General features: G+C 42.1%; 17 protein-coding genes and 2 pseudogenes. 17 read left to right on the forward strand and 2 right to left on the reverse strand.

What is annotated here, in order from left to right; translation table 11 throughout:
- Positions 1-29 precede the first annotated feature (29 nt).
- Both ABT997_RS08380 and ABT997_RS08385 read right to left on the reverse strand, forming a co-directional pair.
- Positions 30-326, reverse strand: a complete 297-nt coding sequence (locus ABT997_RS08380; protein WP_006596887.1) for a hypothetical protein — start codon at positions 324-326, stop codon at positions 30-32.
- A gap of 13 nt (positions 327-339) precedes the next feature.
- Complete coding sequence (locus tag ABT997_RS08385) at positions 340-753, reverse strand: HIT family protein (RefSeq protein WP_350019142.1); 414 nt, start codon at positions 751-753, stop codon at positions 340-342.
- Positions 754-820: 67 nt separating this feature from the next.
- Here ABT997_RS08385 and ABT997_RS08390 point away from each other — a divergent pair, with 67 nt between their 5' ends.
- From ABT997_RS08390 to glyQ, 17 genes and pseudogenes are all read left to right on the forward strand, one after another.
- The gene (locus ABT997_RS08390; RefSeq protein WP_123159660.1) at positions 821-1552 is read left to right on the forward strand and encodes an ABC transporter ATP-binding protein; all 732 of its coding nucleotides are present in this window, start codon (positions 821-823) and stop codon (positions 1550-1552) included.
- Positions 1549-2604, forward strand: a complete 1056-nt coding sequence (locus tag ABT997_RS08395; RefSeq protein ID WP_123159659.1) for an ABC transporter permease — start codon at positions 1549-1551, stop codon at positions 2602-2604. Before ABT997_RS08390 ends, ABT997_RS08395 begins: the two co-directional genes overlap by 4 nt.
- 40 nt (positions 2605-2644) lie before the next feature.
- Positions 2645-3439 (forward strand): cell cycle regulator CcrZ, encoded by a 795-nt coding sequence (gene ccrZ, locus ABT997_RS08400; RefSeq protein ID WP_023022280.1) that lies wholly within the window; start codon positions 2645-2647, stop codon positions 3437-3439.
- On the forward strand, positions 3436-4071 hold the full coding sequence (trmB, locus tag ABT997_RS08405) for a tRNA (guanosine(46)-N7)-methyltransferase TrmB (protein ID WP_023022282.1): 636 nt from the start codon (positions 3436-3438) through the stop codon (positions 4069-4071). The genes ccrZ and trmB overlap by 4 nt, the downstream gene beginning before the upstream one ends.
- A gap of 321 nt (positions 4072-4392) precedes the next feature.
- The gene (gene rimP / locus ABT997_RS08410) at positions 4393-4881 is read left to right on the forward strand and encodes a ribosome maturation factor RimP (RefSeq protein ID WP_350019163.1); all 489 of its coding nucleotides are present in this window, start codon (positions 4393-4395) and stop codon (positions 4879-4881) included.
- Between the two features lie 45 nt (positions 4882-4926).
- Entirely contained in the window at positions 4927-6072 is a 1146-nt protein-coding gene (nusA, locus tag ABT997_RS08415; protein WP_023022285.1) for a transcription termination factor NusA, read from the forward strand.
- A 10-nt stretch (positions 6073-6082) separates the two neighbouring features.
- Entirely contained in the window at positions 6083-6379 is a 297-nt protein-coding gene (rnpM, locus tag ABT997_RS08420) for an RNase P modulator RnpM (protein ID WP_006596879.1), read from the forward strand.
- Positions 6372-6671, forward strand: coding sequence for a YlxQ-related RNA-binding protein (locus ABT997_RS08425; RefSeq protein ID WP_023022287.1), 300 nt, complete (start codon positions 6372-6374; stop codon positions 6669-6671). Before rnpM ends, ABT997_RS08425 begins: the two co-directional genes overlap by 8 nt.
- A 31-nt stretch (positions 6672-6702) precedes the next feature.
- Positions 6703-6777, forward strand: a pseudogene (locus ABT997_RS09835) (hypothetical protein); the annotation flags it as partial.
- Between the two features lie 336 nt (positions 6778-7113).
- Positions 7114-9411, forward strand: a pseudogene (gene infB, locus ABT997_RS08430) (translation initiation factor IF-2); the annotation flags it as partial.
- 72 nt (positions 9412-9483) lie between these two features.
- On the forward strand, positions 9484-9834 hold the full coding sequence (gene rbfA, locus ABT997_RS08435; RefSeq protein WP_023022291.1) for a 30S ribosome-binding factor RbfA: 351 nt from the start codon (positions 9484-9486) through the stop codon (positions 9832-9834).
- A 144-nt stretch (positions 9835-9978) separates the two neighbouring features.
- Complete coding sequence (locus ABT997_RS08440; protein ID WP_023022293.1) at positions 9979-11610, forward strand: Na/Pi cotransporter family protein; 1632 nt, start codon at positions 9979-9981, stop codon at positions 11608-11610.
- A gap of 579 nt (positions 11611-12189) precedes the next feature.
- Positions 12190-13341, forward strand: a complete 1152-nt coding sequence (gene nagA, locus ABT997_RS08445) for an N-acetylglucosamine-6-phosphate deacetylase (RefSeq protein WP_006597080.1) — start codon at positions 12190-12192, stop codon at positions 13339-13341.
- 177 nt (positions 13342-13518) lie between these two features.
- Positions 13519-13746 (forward strand): hypothetical protein, encoded by a 228-nt coding sequence (locus tag ABT997_RS08450; RefSeq protein ID WP_048715249.1) that lies wholly within the window; start codon positions 13519-13521, stop codon positions 13744-13746.
- Position 13747: 1 nt separating this feature from the next.
- On the forward strand, positions 13748-14590 hold the full coding sequence (locus ABT997_RS08455; protein ID WP_350019143.1) for an aldo/keto reductase: 843 nt from the start codon (positions 13748-13750) through the stop codon (positions 14588-14590).
- Between the two features lie 247 nt (positions 14591-14837).
- A complete protein-coding gene (locus tag ABT997_RS08460; protein WP_350019144.1) occupies positions 14838-19328 on the forward strand; it encodes a S8 family serine peptidase in 4491 nt (1496 codons plus the stop codon).
- A gap of 509 nt (positions 19329-19837) precedes the next feature.
- Positions 19838-20755: a glycine--tRNA ligase subunit alpha gene (gene glyQ / locus ABT997_RS08465; RefSeq protein ID WP_000038760.1), complete on the forward strand. Its 918-nt coding sequence runs from the start codon at positions 19838-19840 to the stop codon at positions 20753-20755.
- Positions 20756-20841: the final 86 nt, after the last annotated feature.

Raw genomic sequence — 20841 nt, forward strand, 5'->3', positions numbered from 1 at the left:
TTGAGACGACTATCTCAAAACCTTTTTGTTTATTCATGATCGCTAGATTTCTCAGACCAAATAGTTTGGATTTGTTCTACAGAAGCGTTGGCTTGCTGAGAGAAGACCCTTGCTTTATAGGAAAAGTCTTCCAGTAGTTGATTTAAAAGGACTCTTTGCTCTTGGATGATTTCAATATTCTTTTTGATTTTTGAAAGGTTTGATTGGATTCCATCCGTTAGTTGTTTGGTTTCGTTGAATTCATTTTTCAGTGGTTCACGATTTTTAACAAGTTGATAGCTGATGGTTGCTCCAGTCGCAAACCAAAATAGATCTCTTAATTTCATAGTAAGCTCCTTTTTAATGGTTTGAGATATCCTTGGCTAATTGGGCAAGGTGTTCGAAATCAGGTTCGTGGGCAATGAAATCAATCTTTAGGTCGTCTTCTTGAGAGTAGCGTGGAAGAATATGGACGTGGGTGTGGAAGACAGACTGACCCGCAATTTCTTCCATGTTACTAATGATATTCATTCCTTGAGGCTGTGTAGCACCTTCCACTTTTTTGGTGACTCTTGAAACGACGTTAAAGAGATAAGCCGTTTCATCTGGTGTCATTTCCAACAGATTGCGAGCATGTTTTTTTGGAATCACAAGGGTATGGCCTGGAGTGACCTGGGAGATATCTAAAAAAGCAAGAAAATGGTCATCTTCGTAGACCTTAGAAGCAGGAATGTCTCCAGAAATAATCTTACAAAAAATACAATCCGAAACCATAAATATACCTCAATTTAGCTAGATTTTGTTATAATATAAGAACATTATACCAGAAAGCAAAGAAAATATGTTAGAAATAAAAAACCTGACAGGAGGCTATGTCAATATCCCTGTCTTAAAAGATGTTAGTTTTGAGGTTGGCGATGGCCAATTAATTGGATTGATCGGCTTGAATGGGGCAGGGAAATCAACGACCATTAATGAAATTATTGGTCTCCTGCGTCCCTATGCTGGTGAAATCCGGATTGATGACTTGACTCTAGTTGCTTCTCCAAGTGCTTATCGTCAAAAAATTGGTTATATCCCAGAAACCCCTAGCCTTTATGAAGAGTTAACCTTGCGTGAGCATATTGAAACAGTAGCTATGGCCTATGATTTGGATCAAGAAGCTGTTTTTGCGCGTGTAACTCCTCTCTTGAAACAATTTCGACTAGAGGAAAAATTGGATTGGTTTCCTGTCCATTTTTCTAAGGGGATGAAACAAAAGGTCATGATCATTTGTGCCTTTGCTGTGGATCCAAGTTTGTTTATTGTGGATGAGCCCTTTTTAGGCCTAGATCCAGTCGCTATCTCAGATTTAATTCAACTATTGAATGCAGAGAAAGAAAAAGGAAAATCTATTTTAATGAGTACCCATGTTCTGGATTCTGCTGAAAAAATGTGTGATGCCTTTGTCATCCTCCATAAGGGGCAGGTCCGTGCCCAGGGGACTTTAGAGGAATTGCGGACAGAGTTTGGAATGGCAGATGCGGATTTGAATGAGATTTACCTTGCACTAACAAAAGAGGCTGACCGATGATAGAAGTACTACAAAAGAGGAAGGCGATCTTTCGCAATCAGTGTTTGAAATATTCTCGCTATGTGTTTAATGATCACTTTGTTCTCTTTCTCTTGATTTTTCTAGGTTTTTTAGCAGTTCAGTACAGCCAATTTTTGCGCTCTCTACCAGAAGATAAGAACCTTCTCCTTGTTATACTTGCTCTAGCTCCCTTTCTCTTACTTCCAGTTGGTTCAATTGCAACCTATGTTGAGAAGCCGGACATGATTTTCCTCCTAGTAAAAGAAGAGGAATTGAAAGGCTATTTGAAACAACAGACCTTACGAGCGACTATTTTCTGGGGGATTGTGCAAACCCTTGTGCTCGTCCTGTTTGTCCCTTTGGCTCTGGCTCTAGGACTGTCTCTTACCATTGTAGTGGTTTATTTGACTCTTCTCTTCTTGTTGAAAGTTCTTGTTTTTCAAGGAAAGGGAAAAAGATTCTATAACCAGGCGGGTCTTGATTGGAAGCGAATCGTAGAGCTTGAAAATCTGAGAAAGCAAAGTATTCTAAGGTTTTTTGCCCTTTTTACAACAGTAAAAGGAATGACTAATAGCGTAAAACGGCGGGCTTATTTAGATAAGCTGACAAAAATGGTCCCGAAAGTCAGTGGCAAGACCTGGAACAACCTGTATCTCCGTTCTTATCTCAGAAATGGAGATCTGTTTTCCATGAGTCTGCGTCTATTAGGACTATCAATAGCTGTCTTTCTCTTCATCCCGCAAACACTAGTAGCAGTGGCTGTCGCTGGACTTTTGAATTATTTACTTGTTTTTCAATTGCTCGGGCTCTACAAGGCCTTTGACTATCAATATTTAACTCGTCTTTTCCCCTTGGAAATGCGTGCTAAAACACGAGGGCTTCTTCAAACAGTTCAATCGGTGACTTTGTTTGTGGTTCTCGTTGAGGGAGGTCTGGGATTGGTGGTCTTTGAAGACAAACTTCTCGTCTTGGGCTTGCTAGCTTTCACAGCCTTTTTAGCCTATGTTTATGCACCTTTCAAGGTGAGACGATTAGTTGACGAAACGCCTTAAAATTAGTAAAATAGATGGGAAACTTTTTACGGAGGAATAGATGGACTCGAACGAAAAAGAGCTAACGTTGACCCCAATTGCTGGTAAAAGCGGGAAAGCCTTTATGGGGACTTATCCGGATGGGGGGAAAGTATTTGTCAAAATGAATACAACTCCAATATTAGCGGGGCTAGCTAAAGAACAAATTGCTCCACAACTCTTATGGAGCCGACGCTTACCTGACGGAAATGTGATGAGCGCACAAGAATGGTTAAATGGAGAAATTTTAACTCCAAATGGGATGGGGAAAAAGCAAGTGGTTCATATCCTGACTCGTTTGCACCGTTCACGCCCCTTGATGACACAATTGAGAAAATTGGGCTACACGGCTGAATCTCCGCTGGATTTATTGAATTCTCTGAGCAGTCAGTTGCCAATTGCTTTGCGTCAAAACAATTATTTGCAATCTGTGTTAAAGAGTTTACGACAGACTGTTCCAGCTTTTCGAGAAGATTATGCGACCATTGTTCATGGAGATGTACGCCACAGTAACTGGATTGAAACGGACAGTGGATTCATCTACTTGGTTGATTGGGATTCTGTCCGCTTGACAGATCGGATGATGGATGTGGCTCATGTTTTAAGTCACTACATTCCAGACTCTCAGTGGCAGGATTGGCTGGTCTATTACGGCTATAAGTACAACGAAACTGTATTTGGTAAATTGTACTGGTTTGGTCAATACTCTTTCCTTTGTCAGATTGTAAAATACTATGAAAATAATGATTTAGAGAATGTTAACCGGGAAATTTATGCCTTGCGCAATTTCCGGTCAAAATATGGGAAGGAAGCATGAGAGTTAGAAACCGCAAAGGTGCAACCGAATTATTAGAAGCCAATCCGCAATATGTCATCTTAAAACCAGAAGAAGCCAAAGGGAAGTGGCATGAGATTTTTGGAAATGACCATCCGATTCATATTGAAGTGGGAAGCGGTAAAGGAGCCTTTATCACTGGCATGGCCAAACAAAATCCAACTATCAACTATATTGGGATTGATATTCAAAAATCGGTATTAAGCTACGCTTTGGACAAGGTGTTAGAAGCCGATGTTCCGAATATCAAGTTGCTTTGGGTAGATGGGGATAGCCTTACCAATTACTTTGAAGATGGTGAGATTGATCAATTGTATCTCAATTTCTCGGATCCTTGGCCCAAGAAACGCCATGAAAAACGTCGCTTAACTTATAAGAGTTTCTTAGATACCTTCAAACAGATTTTGCCAGAACATGGGGAGATTCATTTTAAGACGGACAATCGAGGACTCTTTGAATATAGTTTGGTGAGTTTTTCTCAATACGGAATGACCTTAAAGGGGGTCTGGTTAGATCTTCATGCGAGTGATTTTGAGGGAAATGTCATGACCGAATATGAAAAGAAATTCTCCAGTAAGGGTCAGGTCATTTATCGGGTTGAAGCACAATTTTAAAGTCTAGATAAGGATTAAGGAGGCTGGGACAAAAGTCCTAGCCTCTTAATTGTCTTTGGATTGTCGAGCAAGACACAGTGGTTGAGTGGGCTCTACTAGGCTGATTTCATCAGCTTTTATAGCCCTACTCAACTGTGCGGAGGTGCAACGACGAAATCGAATTCTAACGAATTACCGATTTCTGTCCCACTCTCGTTTTTCTTTTTGATGATAGCTGTATGAATGAGGAAGGCGAAATTCTTGCATTTCGACGGAACTTGTGTTAGAATATTTAAAACGAATAGAAAAGGAGAGGCGAAGACATATCTTCGCCTCTTGTCTGTGAGGAGGTGTTGTCCTATCGCAACAATTGTTGAATTAGTAACAGAAATTCTTCAACCAGCTATCCAAGCTCCATTTGAACTAGTGGATGTTGAATATGGAAAGGTAGGAGGAGATTATGTTCTAAGTATCTTTGTTGATAAGCCAGGCGGTATTACCCTGAATGATACAGCAGATTTAACAGAAGTGATTAGTCCTCTGTTGGATCAGATTCAACCAGATCCATTCCCAGAACAGTATTTCCTAGAAGTGACGAGTCCTGGTTTGGAGCGTCCTTTAAAAACCAAAGATGCTGTGGAAAAAGCTCTGGGTCAATATATCCATGTCAGCTTGTACAAGGCAGTTGACAAACAAAAGGTCATTGAAGGAACACTCGTGAAGTTCGAAGATGATCAATTGACCATGGAATACATGGACAAAACCAGAAAGAAAACCATTGAAATCCTCTATAGTCTTGTATCGAAAGCAAGACTAGCTGTCAAATTATAGCAGAAAAGAAAGGAAGGCTCTTAGTAGCTTAAGAGCAAGAAAAGAATGAGTAAAGAAATGCTTGATGCTTTCCGCATCTTGGAAGAAGATAAAGGAATCAAAAAAGAAGATATTATTGAAGCTGTCACAGAATCATTGCGTTCAGCTTACCGGAGACGGTATGGCCAAGCAGAGAGTGCCGCTATCGAGTTTAATGAAAAGACTGGTGACTTCCGCGTTTATACCGTTCGTGAAGTAGTAGACGAAGTGTTTGATAGCCGGTTAGAAATTAGTTTGAAAGATGCTCTTGCGATTAGTTCTGCTTATGAATTGGGAGATAAAATCAAATTTGAAGAAGCTCCTGCTGAGTTTGGCCGTGTCGCAGCGCAATCTGCCAAACAAACCATCATGGAAAAAATGCGCAAGCAAACTCGTGCGATTACCTATAACACTTATAAAGAGCATGAAAATGAAATTATGAGTGGAACCGTTGAACGTTTTGATAATCGCTTTATCTATGTAAATTTAGGGTCTATCGAAGCTCAATTGTCTAAACAAGATCAAATCCCGGGTGAAGTCTTCCAATCTCATGATCGCATCGAAGTTTTTGTCTACAAAGTAGAAGACAATCCTCGTGGGGTGAACGTATTCGTAAGCCGTAGCCATCCAGAAATGATCAAACGTTTGATGGAGCAAGAAATTCCGGAAGTTTACGATGGAACGGTTGAAATCATGAGCGTAGCGCGTGAAGCTGGCGACCGGACCAAAGTTGCTGTTCGTAGCCATAATCCAAACGTGGATGCGATTGGAACCATCGTTGGTCGTGGTGGATCTAACATCAAAAAGATTACTAGCAAGTTCCACCCAGCTCGTTACGATCAGAAATTGGATCGTATGGTTCCAACAGAAGAAAATATTGATGTCATTGAGTGGGTTCCAGATCCAGCAGAATTTATCTACAATGCCATTGCTCCTGCTGAGGTCGATCAAGTCATCTTTGACGAAGAAGACAGCAAGCATGCCCTTGTGGTAGTGCCAGATAGCAAACTATCTCTTGCTATCGGTCGTCGGGGGCAAAACGTGCGCTTGGCGGCTCACTTAACTGGCTACCGGATTGATATTAAATCAGCAAGTGAGTACGAAGAAATGGAAGCAAGTCAAGAGCCTGCTTTTGAAGAAGTAGAAAGTGATTTGGATTCTGTAGACGAATAGGGAGGGAATCATGGTAAAGACAAGAAAAATCCCTTTACGCAAGTCTGTTGTTTCAAACGAGGTCATCGATAAACGAGATCTCTTGCGAATCGTAAAAAATAAAGAAGGTCAAGTTTTTATCGATCCGACTGGGAAAGCAAATGGTCGTGGTGCTTATATCAAACTGGATAATGAGGAAGCACTTCAAGCTAAAAAGAAGAAAGTCTTCAATCGCAGCTTTAGCATGGAAGTGGATGAAGCTTTTTACGACGAATTGATTGCTTATGTGGATCATAAGGTGAAGAGAAGAGAGTTAGGCCTTGAATAAGCAAAAAGTCAGTAATTTATTGGGATTGGCTCAGCGAGCAGGGAAAATTATCTCTGGGGAAGAATTGGTTATCAAGTCTGTTCAAGAAGGAAAGACTTGCTTAGTTTTTCTAGCAGATGATGCCGCTCCCAATCTTACAAAAAAAATCACAGATAAATGCCACTATTATGGCGTTCCGGTATTAACCGTGTTTTCAACACTAGAATTAAGCACTGCCATTGGTCGCTCACGAAAGGTTGTGGCCGTGACAGATGCTGGATTTTCAAAGAAAATGAGGTCTCTTATGGAATAGAAGAGGAGGACAGCAATTGTCTAAGAAAAGATTGTATGAGATTGCCAAAGAACTAGGCAAGGAAAGTAAAGAAGTCGTCACACGTGCGAAAGAATTAGGGTTGGAGGTAAAGAGTCACGCTTCTAGTATTGAAGGTGAAGCTGTTGAGCGTTTGGTGAATAGTTTTGCATCAAAGGCTCCTCAAACTCCTAAAGTGACGGAAGAAAAACAAGTAAAAGTTGTGCCGGTTGCAAAAGAACCCGTTGCAAACAATACAGAAAAAACAACTGAAACAGCTGTAGCACCTGTTGTGAAGCCAAAGAGTCGTAATTTCAAGGCGGAACGTGAAGCCCGTGCGAAAGAGCAAGCTGAACGTCGTCAACAACAAGGAAATCGACCTAAAAAACAACAAAACGACCGTCGGGACGGAGATCGTTTCCAAAATCGCAATGAGCGAAAGAATCAAGGGAATGACCGTCGAAATCAAGGGAATGATCGTCGTCGCGATCAAGCTGGAAATGGTCAAGGACGTCCAAATCCAGTAAACGGTGCACCCAAGATTGATTTCAAAGCCCGTGCTGCAGCATTAAAGGCAGAGCAAAATGCGGAATATGCACGTGGTAGTGAAGAACGCTACAAGCAAAACCAGGCAGCCAAGGTTGAGCAAGAACGACAACAACGTCGTAAGCGCGAAGAAGTGGTTGCCACTGAAGTTGTCGCTTCACAACCAAAGGCGGAGCCAGTGAAAGCAACTCCAGTAGCGAGTCCAAGTCCTGCAGCAGTTGATACACGTCGGAAAAAGCAAGCTAGACCAGACAAAAAACGTGAAGATTTTGATCGTGAAGAAGATGGTCCAAGAAAACAACAAAAGAATCGAAGTAGTCAAAACCAAGTGAGAAATCAAAGAAATAGTAACTGGAATAACAACAAAAAGAATAAAAAAGGAAAGAATAACCGCAATGAAGCTCCAAAACCAGTAACAGAGCGTAAATTCCATGAGTTGCCAAGTGAATTGGAGTACACAGATGGAATGACGGTTGCGGAAATCGCAAAACGGATTAAGCGTGAGCCGGCAGAAATCGTTAAGAAGCTCTTCATGATGGGCGTGATGGCGACACAAAACCAATCTTTGGATGGCGATACCATTGAACTTCTGTTAGTGGATTATGGAATTGAAGCTAAGAAAAAGGTTGAAGTGGATAATGCGGATATCGAGCGCTTCTTCGTCGAAGATGGTTATTTGAATCCAGATAAATTGGTGGAGCGTCCACCAGTTGTTACCATTATGGGACACGTTGACCATGGTAAAACAACCCTTTTGGATACCCTTCGTAACTCACGGGTTGCGACAGGAGAAGCCGGTGGGATCACCCAGCATATCGGAGCCTACCAAATCATGGAAAACGGCAAGAAGATTACCTTCTTGGATACACCTGGACACGCAGCCTTCACCTCTATGCGGGCACGTGGTGCATCTGTTACCGATATTACCATCTTGGTCGTAGCAGCGGATGACGGGGTTATGCCTCAGACGATTGAAGCCATTAACCACTCAAAAGCGGCTAACGTTCCAATTATCGTTGCCATTAACAAGATTGATAAACCAGGTGCCAATCCAGAACGTGTTATTGGAGAATTGGCAGAACACGGCGTTATGTCAACTGCTTGGGGTGGAGATTCTGAATTTGTAGAAATCTCAGCCAAGTTCAACCAAAACATCGATGAGTTGTTGGAAACGGTCCTTCTTGTGGCTGAAATCCAAGAACTCAAGGCAGATCCAACTGTTCGTGCCATCGGTACGGTTATCGAAGCGCGTTTGGATAAAGGTAAAGGTGCGGTTGCAACTCTTCTTGTGCAACAAGGTACTTTGAATGTCCAAGATCCAATCGTTGTCGGGAATACTTTCGGGCGTGTCCGTGCCATGACCAATGACCTTGGACGTCGGGTTAAGGTTGCAGGTCCTTCCACACCAGTTTCGATTACTGGTCTAAACGAAGCGCCGATGGCGGGTGACCATTTTGCGGTTTATGAAGATGAAAAATCAGCGCGTGCAGCGGGTGAAGAACGTGCCAAACGTGCCCTCTTGAAACAACGGCAAGCAACTAATCGTGTCAGCCTTGAAAACCTCTTTGATACTTTGAAGGCTGGTGAAGTGAAATCTGTTAATGTCATTATCAAGGCTGATGTACAAGGTTCGGTTGAAGCCCTTGCTGCTTCCCTTCAAAAGATTGAAGTAGAAGGTGTCAAGGTTACCATCGTTCACTCAGCGGTTGGTGCTATCAACGAATCAGACGTTACCCTCGCAGAAGCTTCAAATGCCTTCATCATTGGATTTAACGTCCGCCCTACTCCTCAAGCGCGTCAGCAAGCTGAAGCTGATGAGGTAGAAATCCGTCTTCACTCAATCATCTACAAAGTGATTGAAGAAATGGAAGATGCCATGAAGGGAATGTTGGATCCTGAGTTTGAAGAGAAAGTCATCGGGGAAGCGGTTATTCGTGAAACCTTCAAAGTCTCTAAAGTGGGTACCATTGGTGGATTTATGGTCCTCAGTGGTAAGGTCACTCGTGATTCCAAAGTTCGTGTCATTCGTGACGGTGTCGTGATTTATGATGGCGCTCTTGCTAGCTTGAAACATTATAAAGATGATGTCAAAGAAGTAACCAACGGTCGCGAAGGTGGATTGATGATCGAAGGCTACAATGATATCAAGACGGATGATACCATCGAAGCTTACATCATGGAAGAAATTAAAAAATAAACTGTTAACTAGGAAAGAAGAGAAGAAATCTCCCATTTCCTAGTTTTAAAGACAGATCAGAAAGGAGTTCCTATGGCAAGTCATTTTCGGACAGACCGAGTAGGGATGGAAATCAAGCGTGAAGTCAACGAAATTTTGCAAAAAAAAGTTCGTGACCCACGTGTTCAAGGTGTCACCATTACGGATGTTCAGATGCTAGGCGATTTGTCTATGGCTAAGGTCTACTATTCGATTATGAGTGACCTGGCTTCAGATAATCAGAAGGCTCAGACAGGGCTTGAAAAAGCAACAGGAACCATCAAGCGCGAATTAGGTCGGAATTTAAAATTATATAAGATTCCGGATTTAACCTTTATCAAAGATGAATCCATTGAATATGGAAACAAAATTGATCAAATGTTACGAGAGCTTGATAAAAAATAATGAACAAAACGATAGATTTTGTAGAGTCTATCGTTTTTTTAGGACAAAATTCAGAAGAAATTTCAAAAAAAAACTTGTGTCCAAGTGGTGGATGTTTTAAAATAGAGTGAGTAAACTTTTATCGAATGATGATGGAGGAAAGAAATGTCCATTGATTGGCAGAACATTTTATTTAACTTCTTAGGTGGCTTGGGTCTCTTTCTCTATAGTATTAAAACCATGGGAGAAGGCTTGCAACAGGCTGCAGGGGATCGCCTTCGATACTATATTGATAAATATACGAGTAATCCCTTTCTAGGGGTTCTAGTAGGGATTGGGATGACTGCTTTGATTCAGTCTAGTTCAGGGGTTACAGTGATTACGGTCGGTCTGGTGAGTGCTGGACTTCTAACCCTCCGTCAAGCTATTGGTATTGTTATGGGGGCCAATATTGGAACTACTGTTACCTCCTTTATCATTGGTTTTAAATTAGGAGACTACGCCTTGCCTATGCTTTTTATCGGAGCGATTTGTCTCTTCTTTACCAAAAATCGTTTGGTTAATAATGTTGGACGAATCGTTTTTGGTGTCGGTGGTATCTTCTTTGCCCTCAACTTGATGAGTGGGGCTATGGAACCTCTTAAAGATTTGCAAGTTTTTCGTGACTACATGGTGGAGTTGAGTAAAAGTCCTATCTTGGGTGTCTTTGTCGGATCAGGATTAACTCTTTTGATTCAGGCTTCCTCTGCAACCATTGGTATCTTACAAAATCTCTATGCTAGTCATTTGATTGACCTTAAAGGGGCTCTCCCAGTTCTCTTTGGTGATAATATCGGAACGACCATTACAGCCATCATTGCTTCCTTGGGAGCAAATATTGCGGCCAAACGTGTGGCGGGTGCCCATGTAGCCTTTAATGTTATCGGAACCATTATCTGTCTTGTCTTCCTTGTTCCGTTTACATCTTTGATTCAATGGTTTGAAACGACTCTTCATTTGTCTCCCGAGATGACCATAGCCTTTGCTCACGGGACCTTTAATATTACCAATACCATCATCCAGTTCCCCTTCATTGGAGCTTTGGCTTACTTTGTGACGAAATTGATTCCTGGTGAGGATGAAGTGGTCAAATACGAACCACTTTACTTGGATGAAAATCTGATTACCCAAGCTCCTTCGATTGCTTTAGGAAATGCCAAAAAAGAACTATTGCATTTAGGAACCTATGCTGAAAAGAGTTTCGACTTGGCCTATCGCTACATTGTAAATCAAGAAGAAAAGCTAGCTGAAAAAGGCCATAAAACAGAAGAAGCCATTAATACCATCGATGATCAGTTGACCAAATACTTGATCCGCTTGTCTAGTGAAGCTCTGAGTCCAAAAGAAAGTGAATCCTTGACTAATATTTTGGATTCTTCTCGAGATTTAGAGCGGATTGGAGACCACGCGGAATCCTTAATCAACCTGACGGACTACCTCATTCGGAAGAAAGTTGTGTTTTCTGATAATGCCTTGGCTGAATTAGAAGATATCTACCAACAAACTGCTACTTTTGTTAAAGATGCACTTAGAAGTGTAGAAGAGGATAACCAAGAGTTGGCAGCAGAGTTGGAACAGCGCCATCAGGCAATTGAAAAGCTCGAAAAGAAATTGCGGAAGACCCATATTTCTCGTCTAAACAAGGGCGAGTGTACACCTCAAGCAGGTGTCAACTTTATTGATATGATCTCTCACTATACACGTGTTGCAGACCATGCCATGAATTTAGCAGAGAAGGTACAATTAGAGCAGATCTAAAAAAGCAAAAAGAGGCTGGGACAAAAGTCCTAGCCTCTCAATTGTCTTTGGATTGTCGAGCAAGACGCAGTGGTTGAGTAGGGATCTACTAGGCTGATTTCATCAGCTTTTACAGTCCTACTCAACTGTGCGGAGGTGGGACGACGAAATCGAATCTAACGAGTGACCGATTTTTGTCCCACTCTCTTTAGATTGGTATAACATTTTTTTTAAAACTTTCCTTAGGTGAGTACGGACGTCAGCGAACTTCTTCGAAGTTCCATGACTAATTATTGAGCCTAAGGTCTCAATAATTCCGTGTACCTAGACCTTAATTGATCTAGGCACTTTTCTCACAGCGGAAAGTTTTAGATCTGCCTAATTTCTCAAAAAAGATAATTTTTTAAAAAAATCATCTATCTATTTTATGGAAAAAGTTTGTCAATATTCTGAAATCCAGTTCTTTAGAACTGGATTTCTTATTGTATTTATAAAGAATATTAATATATTTAAATAAAATAGGTCTAGACCATTTACAAATGTAGCACAAAGGATTATAATGTGTATGAATATATCGGTAGAAAAAGAAAGGAAATCACCATGACAACTTATATACAAGCAGATCAATTCTTTTATCCCCATGGCATTCGTAAGGGAGGATATCTAGAAATAGTCGATGGCAAATTTGGGAAACATGTAGATCAGCTACCAGAGGGAGCTACTGTTTTGGACTATACAGGCTATAGTATTGCTCCTGGTTTGGTCGATACGCACATCCATGGATTTGGTGGAGTTGATGTTATGGACAACAACATCGAGGGAACCCTTCATACTATGAGTGAGGGGCTCTTGAGCACAGGGGTCACTAGCTTTTTGCCAACAACCTTGACCTCTTCTTATGAGCAATTATTAGCAGTCACTGAAAACATTGGAGCACGCTACCAAGAAGCGTCTGGTGCTAAGATTCGTGGTATTTACTTTGAAGGACCTTACTTTACAGAGAAGTACAAAGGGGCACAAAATCCAGCCTACATGAAAGATCCTCGGATGGATGAATTCCGTGCATGGCAAAAAGCAGCCAACGGCTTGCTCAATAAAATTGCCCTTGCTCCTGAGCGAGATGGTGTCGAAGACTTTGTCCGCACAGTGACAGGAGAAGGGGTAACGGTTGCGCTTGGTCACTCCAATGCAACCTTTGACGAAGCTAAAAAAGCAGTGGATGCTGGGGCCAGTGTCTGGGTACATGCTTATAACGGAATGCGCGGTTTGACGCACCGTGAGCTAGGAATGGTTGGGGCTATGTACCAACTTCCTCATACTTATGCAGAGTTAATCTGTGATGGCCATCACGTTGATCCAAAAGCCTGCGACATCCTTCTCAAACAAAAAGGAGTGGAAAATATTGCCTTGATCACCGACTGTATGACAGCTGGTGGCTTGGAAGATGGCGACTACATGTTGGGTGAATTCCCTGTTGTCGTAGAAAATGGAACAGCCCGTTTGAAATCGACAGGGAATCTGGCTGGTTCGATCTTGAAGCTCAAAGATGGATTGAAGAATGTTGTTGAGTGGGGCATTGCCAATCCTCATGAAGCAGTCATGATGGCGAGTCTCAACCCTGCTAAATCTGTCCATATTGATGATGTCTGCGGCCAAATCCGTGAGGGTTATGACGCTGACTTTATTGTATTGGATAAAGATTTAGAGTTGGTAGCAACCTTCTTGGATGGCCAAAAACGATTTGAAGCTTAATGGTGAAAAAGAGGTTCAACTACGAATCTCTTGCTATTGCCAGACTAAAAATTGAATTTCTTCTATAAGCTGGGATGAGAGTCTCAGCTTATTTGGATTGGATTCCCTGATCTAGCCATTTGTCTCTTTGCTCCGATACATGGTATAATGAAAGTAATTGAATCGCGAGGTAGTTTTATGAATAAGATAAACGTACGTTTTTTATTGATGGGCTTGTTTTTCTTTATCTACGGTATGTTGCGCCGTAGTCCCGTCATCCTAGTGGCAGGTAGTGCCTTTTTACTCTATGCCTTTTTTAGTAAATCGATGGTGCAGCCGAAAGAAAATATCTTTAAGCCAAAGTTGCGCTTGAATGCGAAGACTTCTAAGTCTGGTGAAAAAACAAAGGAAAGTAACGGGAAATAAGATGAAGAGCTACAAACTAAATGACGGACACCACATTCCTGTACTTGGTTTTGGTACTTGGAAGGCGAAAGATGGCGAGGAAGCTTATCAAGCAGTAAAAGCAGCCTTAGAAGCGGGCTATCGCCATATTGATACGGCAGCCATCTATCAAAATGAAGAAAGCGTCGGAAAGGCTATCAAAGATAGTGGTATTCCAAGAGAAGAGCTTTTTGTAACGACCAAGTTGTGGAATAATCGTCACACCTATGAGGATGCTGTTAATGGCCTAGAAGAATCTTTACACAAATTGGGACTAGATTATATCGATTTGTACCTCATCCACTGGCCAAATCCTGTGACTCATCGAGAAAATGAGGCCTGGAAAGAACGGAATCGTGAGGTTTGGAGAGCCATGGAAGATATGCAGGCAGAAGGAAAGATTCGTTCTATTGGCGTGAGTAACTTCCTGCCCCATCACCTGGATGCTTTGTTAGAGAGTGCCAACGTTCTTCCGGCGGTCAATCAGATTCGCTTGGCCCCTGGAGTTTATCAAGAGGAAGTGGTCCGTTATTGCCGTGATAAAGGAATTTTATTGGAGGCATGGGGACCATTTGGCCAAGGAGAGCTGTTCCAAAATGAGACAGTCCTCACACTGGCTAAACAGTATGACGTGACACCAGCCCAGCTTCTCTTGGCTTGGAGTTTAGCAGAAGGATTTTTGCCTTTACCCAAGTCAGTGACTCCTGAGCGGATTGCAAGTAACCTACAATGCTCTGCGATTGCATTATCCCCAGAAGACTGTGAGCTCCTTCGGAAGATCCCAGTAGAGGCGGGAGCACCAGACCCAGACACCAAAGACTTTTAAGATCGTTTATTTATAGACAGTGAGAGGTTGCTCTCGCTGTCTTTTTTGTGTAATGAGATAAAAGACGAACAATTTGTTTTACTTGTCTAATTATTTGGATATTAAAACCACCAAAAAGCAAATAAAAAATAACTAATTAAAGATATCGTACGGGAATATTACAATTTGATAACAAAGTTAATGTTGAGTGAATTTTCTGAAAAATTAGGAGTATAATAAGAATAATTTAGTATATAGGGGGAATTTTATGAGTAAACAGCGTTTCTCATTGAGAAAATATAAGTTTGGTGTTGCATCGGTGCTGTTAGGATCTGTTCTTGTCTTTGGAGCAGGGAATGTAAGTGCTGATGAAGCGAAACAACCAGAGATTGCAGTCGTTGCATCTGCAGAAGCAAATCCAGTATCGCCAAGTGAGTCTGCGTCTCCTGTAACGAATCAGGCAAGTGAGCAGACTGCAGACTCAGTAGTTGAAAATGGTAAAGTTGTTGACGAGCCTGCTTCCTCAGAAAAAGGGGCAACAACTCCATCTGTCGAATCAGATAGCCAAGTCCTTGCGAAAGAAGCCAAAACAGAGGCTCAAGCTACGGAGAAGCAAGCGGAAGTCGTAACTAAAACCGAAGATAAAACTGTAGAAAAAGCATCCGAAGGACAGGAAAAAACAGAAGCAAAACCTTCTTCAACAGAGGAGAAGAGTAAGGCTAAACCTGTAACGGAAGCAAGAACCGAAAAGAAAGCTGAAGATAAACCATTAAGTATCAGTAGCAATACGATTATTAATGTGCCCCAAACTTGGGAAAAAGGCTACAAGGGTGAAGGGACGGTTGTTGCAGTCATTGACTCTGGTTTAGATGTCTACCATGAAGTATTGCGGATTTCAGATCCTACAAAAGGGAAGTTCAAAAATCAAACAGAATTAGAAGCTGCCAAAAAAGCAGCGGGAATTGACTACGGAAAATGGTACAACGATAAGGTTGTCTTTGCCTATGATTATATGGATGGAGATGACAATATCAAAGAAAAAGACCATGATTCACACGGTATGCACGTAACAGGTATTGCGACTGGGAACCCTGACAAAAAAGCTGGGGATGGCAACTACGTATATGGAGTTGCTCCAGAAGCCCAAGTGATGTTTATGCGGGTTTTCTCTGATCGTAGTGGATCCACCAGCGATGTTGTCTATGTGAAAGCGATTGATGACGCAGTGGCATTGGGAGCTGATGTCATTAACATGAGTTTGGGATCTGGGACAGGATCTACAGTGAATGCTAGTCCTGCTGTCAGAGAAGCGATCCAACGAGCACGCGCCAAAGGGGTTAGTGTCGTCATCGCGGCAGGTAATAGCAATACTTATGGATACGGTTATAACAACCCAAGTGCTGAAAACCCTGATTATGGAGTCGTGGGTAGTCCTTCAACCGTAGAAGAGTCTATTTCAGTTGCCTCAGTAAATGATTCATTCGTAACAGAAGAAGTCTTTACAGTGCGTGGTTTGGAAGACAATGCCGACTTGGATAAAGGGAAATTTACCTATACAGCAGCTGAAACAGATGCCAATTTCGAAAATGGGAAAGAATATGACTATGTGGATGCTGGTTTGGGGCGTGAGAGTGATTTAGAAGGTCTCGATTTGACTGGTAAAGTTGCCCTCATCAAACGTGGCGAAATCACCTTCTCAGATAAGGTCGCTAATGTCTATAAAAAAGGAGCGATTGGCGCCCTCATTTATAACAGTGTCGAAGGTGCAAATGTCAAAATGGGTCTCGAAGGCGATGCGAGAAAGATTCCTGCGGTATTTATTTCTAAGCGGTATGGAGAAGCGATCAAAGACAAAGACTACAAGATAGTCTTTGATGGCAGTCTGGATAACCGTCCAAACCCTGACGCAGGAAAAATGTCTGAATTCTCTAGTTGGGGAGTCTCAACGGATGGACAATTAAAACCGGATGTCACAGCACCTGGTGGATCAATCTTCTCTTCACTAAATGATAATAGCTATGGCAGTATCAGCGGAACCAGTATGGCCTCTCCTCATGTGGCTGGGGTATCAGCTTTGGTGAAGGAATACCTCCAAGCTCATCATCCAGAACTTTCACCAGAGGAGCTATCTGCAACGGTTAAGGCCTTGATCATGTCAACTGCAAAACCGCACTTCAACAAAGAAACGGGAGCCTACACTTCGGTACGTCAACAAGGGGCAGGGATTGTAGATACTGCTGCAGCCGTCTCAACAGATTTATATGTAACGAATGAAGATGCTTACCCAAGCGTAACTCTTGGTAATGTGGAAGATCGATTCAGTTTTGATGTGACTGTTCATAATATTTCTGATACTGATAGAGAGTTGAAGATGATTGTGAATACCACTACCGACGATGTAAAAGACGATCACTTTACCTTGAAGCCACGGAAATTAACAGAGACGGTATGGCCAAATGTCACTGTAAAAGCCCATAGTAGTCAGACAGTGACGGTGACTGTCGATGCATCTAAGTTTGCAGAAGAATTGACTAAATTGATGCCGAACGGTTACTTCCTAGAAGGATTTGTTCGCTTTGTGGACCCAGCAGATGATGGCGATGTGGTTAGCATCCCATTTATGGGCTTCCGTGGTTCTTTCCAAGATATCCCTGCGGTTGAAAAACCAATCTACAACTTGGTAAGAGAAGGGAAATCAGGATTCTACTATGATGTCCCAGAAACCAAACACGTGCCATCGAATGCAAACGTCACTTCTTTAGTTTCAAACGCGAATGATGTGCTCTATACGACTGCTAAGAAGGAAACAGCAGAACGAAGCCCAATCGTTCTTGGAACAGTGGAAACACCAGAAGGTTTGAACGTCCTCCATTTGGATGCTGACGGCAATGTCCGTCTGGCTATTTCTCCAGATGGAGATGGGAACAAAGATTACGTGCAGTATCGTGCAGTCGTCTTGCGAAACCTAAAAAATATGAAAGCAGCTGTCTACAAGGCAGATGATCAAGCATTTGCTAATCCAATTTGGTCAAGTACAGGATCTTTCTCTGCTCGTAAGAATTATTTTGACGGACGTGGGAAACGATCTTATCTAGTCGACAATACGGCTTGGGAAGGAACGGATGCCAAGGGTGAAAAGGTAGCGGATGGTCACTATGTCTATGAAGTTCGCTATACGCCAGCCGTTCCAGGAGCAGAAGAGCAAGTTGTTCGCTTTAATCTTCAAATCGATACCCAAAAACCAGTCTTGACTTCAGGTTATACGACCAAGAAGGATGGGGTAGAAACCTTCTATGCTCGTAAAACAAAAGATATTGGCAATGGTGGAATCTTACGAGAGCAAGTCTTCTATGTCAAAGCCTTTGATGAAGAAGGGACCCTGGTTAAAGAGGGGAAAGACGCCCTAGGGAAGACTAGTCGCTTTGAAAACCGTGTCTATTTAACGGCAAATGAAGATGGTGGCTATACTCTTCCAGAAGGAATCAGTAAAGACTTACTTTACTATGTGGTAGAAGACTACGCTGGAAACCGCGACTTTGCTTCTCTTGCTGATTTTGCTGGTAGTGAAGATAGTGGCCGAATTAAGGTGTCAGTCCTAGATGCCGATACACATAAAGAATTAGATACCGATTTTGTCTACCGTATCAAGGATGATAAAGGACAGTATGTCAACTTAGACAAGGGGAAAGAAATCAATTTCCTTAAGTTTGGTAGCTATGTGGCAGAACTCTTTGCCTATGACAAATCAGATCTGAAACTCGTCAGCGAACGAACTCAGAAATTTGAAATCACTGCAGAGGACAGCTTTAAGACCATTGAATTCTTGGCCAAAGAGATTGTCACTGCACCATTGAGCCTGGTCTTTGATCAAGCAGTACCAAGAACAACACCAGTTGTCTTGAAAAATCAAGCTGGTGAAACCTTTGTTCTTCCAGTTCAACGCTATGGCAAGAATGCTTTTGGGAAAGATATCCCAGTTGGAACCTATACGATTTCAGTCAGTCTACCAACAGGTTATGAGTTGCTTGAGGATGCACCAACTGTGACCGTTCTAGCGAACCAAAACAATCTCGCAAAACTTTCTGTAGTCATTAAAACCCAATTGTTGCAATTGTTGGCCCAACAAGCGAACTTGACCAGCACGCCTCAGTACTTTAATGCAACAAGTGAAAAACGTTTAGCCTATGATGTAGCTTATCAAGAAGCTCAGAAAGCTCTTGCAGCTAAGTTATCACAAGCAGAAGTTAACCAAATCTTTTCAAATCTTGGATTGGTAACAAGTCAATTAGACGGAAAAGAGTCTGATTTTACAGCGCTAAAATCAGCCATTGCTGCCTATGATGTAACCTCAAAAACAGGTCGTTATGCCAACGCTAAGGATTCCGCTCGACGTACCTTTGACCAAAGCTTTAAGGAATTGGCACTCTTGCTCGTCCGTGAAGGTGTGACACAAGAGCAAATCAACCAAGCACTTGCAAATTACCAGGCAGCTGATCAACAGCTAAATGGTAAAACAACTGATTTTTCAAGTCTGAAGAAATTGATTGCCGCAGAACTCCAGTTCCAAGCTAAGAATGCGAAGTTTATCTATGCAGCAGATAAGGTGAAGGTAAACTACCTACAAGCCTTTATCCGCGCTCAAGCTGTACTGGCTAATCCTGGTGCCAGTCAACAGGAAGTCAAGGCGGTATTAGCTGAGGTTAAAGCTGCTAAGAAAAAATTAAATGGGAAAAAACCAAAGGTTGTAAAACGCCCATAACAGTCACCCTTTCTTTGAAAGGATTTGCGACAAGTCTGAAACACCTGTTTCGGACTTGTTTTTTGTTTACACTCGAATAGAAATCTGCTATAATACTAGTCAAGAAAGAAAGGCTTATGGCGTTTTTTTAGCGAGCTTGGGATAGTGAAAGCCAAGCAGAGCAAGATAAGCAAGTGGCGCTTTCTCTCAGTAGATAGCTGAGTACAGTAGAATAAAATGAAGTAATAAATTAGGGTGGAACCGCGTTTTTGACGCCCCTAGGTCACTTGACTTAGGAGCAAAGACACGGTTTTTTTGTATCCAAAGTCGCAAGAATTATAAAAAGGAGAAGAAGATGTCTAAAAAACTAACCTTCCACTGCGTTAGTGGCAGATGCCTCCTTATAGTCGGACTGCCCCACGCTCAGCACTAGGATGCCTGAGCTAAACGCAGTACTAACTCGTCTTGCCTCGTATAATCGACGAGGCAGACTCGTGTCGCAAGAAATCATTTAAATCAAGGAGTATTTAATGTCTAAGAAATTAACATTTCAAGAAATTATTTTGACTTTGCAACAATACTGGAATGACCAGGGTTGTATGCTCATGCAGGCTTATGATAATGAAAAAGGTGCGGGAACCATGAGTCCTTACACCTTCCTTCGTGCCATTGGTCCTGAGCCATGGAACGCGGCTTATGTGGAGCCATCACGTCGTCCTGCGGATGGTCGTTACGGGGAAAACCCAAACCGTCTTTACCAACACCACCAATTCCAAGTGGTCATGAAACCATCACCATCAAATATCCAGGAGCTCTACCTAGAGTCATTGGAAAAATTGGGGATCAATCCATTGGAACACGATATCCGCTTCGTTGAAGATAACTGGGAAAACCCATCAACTGGTTCAGCTGGTCTTGGTTGGGAAGTTTGGCTTGACGGTATGGAAATCACTCAGTTCACTTATTTCCAACAAGTCGGTGGTTTGGCAACTGGTCCTGTTACCGCTGAAGTTACTTATGGGTTGGAGCGTTTAGCTTCTTATATCCAAGAAGTAGATTCTGTTTACGATATTGAGTGGGCTCCAGGGGTTAAATACGGAGAAATCTTCCTTCAACCTGAATATGAGCATTCAAAATACAGCTTTGAAGTTTCTGACCAAGATATGCTTCTTGAAAACTTCGAAAAATTTGAAAAAGAAGCAGGACGTGCTTTGGAATTGGGGCTTGTTCACCCAGCCTATGACTATGTTTTGAAATGCTCACACACCTTCAACTTGCTAGATGCACGTGGTGCTGTTTCTGTTACAGAACGCGCTGGCTACATTGCCCGCATCCGTAACTTGGCCCGTGTTGTAGCCAAAACCTTCGTCGCAGAACGTAAAAAACTTGGTTACCCACTGCTTGACGAAGCCACACGCGCAAAACTCCTAGCAGAAGAGGAAGAATAAAGAGAGCGTATTAGATGGGATTGACTGATAGAGCAATCCTACAGAACCAGTTGCCGCAGTGATAAAGGTATCGTTAGAGAAACTAA

Source organism: Streptococcus australis (assembly GCF_040226615.1).
GTDB classification, from domain to species: Bacteria; Bacillota; Bacilli; order Lactobacillales; family Streptococcaceae; genus Streptococcus; species Streptococcus australis_E.

What these genes read in the sequence shown, in the direction of transcription:
- nusA (WP_023022285.1), top strand. Translation starts at nt 4,927, where the DNA reads ATGAGTAAAGAAATGCTTGATGCTTTCCGCATCTTGGAAGAAGATAAA.
- ABT997_RS08390 (WP_123159660.1), top strand. Translation starts at nt 821, where the DNA reads ATGTTAGAAATAAAAAACCTGACAGGAGGCTATGTCAATATCCCTGTC.
- ABT997_RS08460 (WP_350019144.1), top strand. Translation starts at nt 14,838, where the DNA reads ATGAGTAAACAGCGTTTCTCATTGAGAAAATATAAGTTTGGTGTTGCA.
- ABT997_RS08455 (WP_350019143.1), top strand. Translation starts at nt 13,748, where the DNA reads ATGAAGAGCTACAAACTAAATGACGGACACCACATTCCTGTACTTGGT.
- ABT997_RS08385 (WP_350019142.1), bottom strand. Translation starts at nt 753, where the DNA reads ATGGTTTCGGATTGTATTTTTTGTAAGATTATTTCTGGAGACATTCCT.
- ccrZ (WP_023022280.1), top strand. Translation starts at nt 2,645, where the DNA reads ATGGACTCGAACGAAAAAGAGCTAACGTTGACCCCAATTGCTGGTAAA.
- ABT997_RS08440 (WP_023022293.1), top strand. Translation starts at nt 9,979, where the DNA reads ATGTCCATTGATTGGCAGAACATTTTATTTAACTTCTTAGGTGGCTTG.
- glyQ (WP_000038760.1), top strand. Translation starts at nt 19,838, where the DNA reads ATGTCTAAGAAATTAACATTTCAAGAAATTATTTTGACTTTGCAACAA.
- ABT997_RS08395 (WP_123159659.1), top strand. Translation starts at nt 1,549, where the DNA reads ATGATAGAAGTACTACAAAAGAGGAAGGCGATCTTTCGCAATCAGTGT.
- rnpM (WP_006596879.1), top strand. Translation starts at nt 6,083, where the DNA reads ATGGTAAAGACAAGAAAAATCCCTTTACGCAAGTCTGTTGTTTCAAAC.
- ABT997_RS08450 (WP_048715249.1), top strand. Translation starts at nt 13,519, where the DNA reads ATGAATAAGATAAACGTACGTTTTTTATTGATGGGCTTGTTTTTCTTT.
- ABT997_RS08380 (WP_006596887.1), bottom strand. Translation starts at nt 326, where the DNA reads ATGAAATTAAGAGATCTATTTTGGTTTGCGACTGGAGCAACCATCAGC.
- nagA (WP_006597080.1), top strand. Translation starts at nt 12,190, where the DNA reads ATGACAACTTATATACAAGCAGATCAATTCTTTTATCCCCATGGCATT.
- rbfA (WP_023022291.1), top strand. Translation starts at nt 9,484, where the DNA reads ATGGCAAGTCATTTTCGGACAGACCGAGTAGGGATGGAAATCAAGCGT.
- trmB (WP_023022282.1), top strand. Translation starts at nt 3,436, where the DNA reads ATGAGAGTTAGAAACCGCAAAGGTGCAACCGAATTATTAGAAGCCAAT.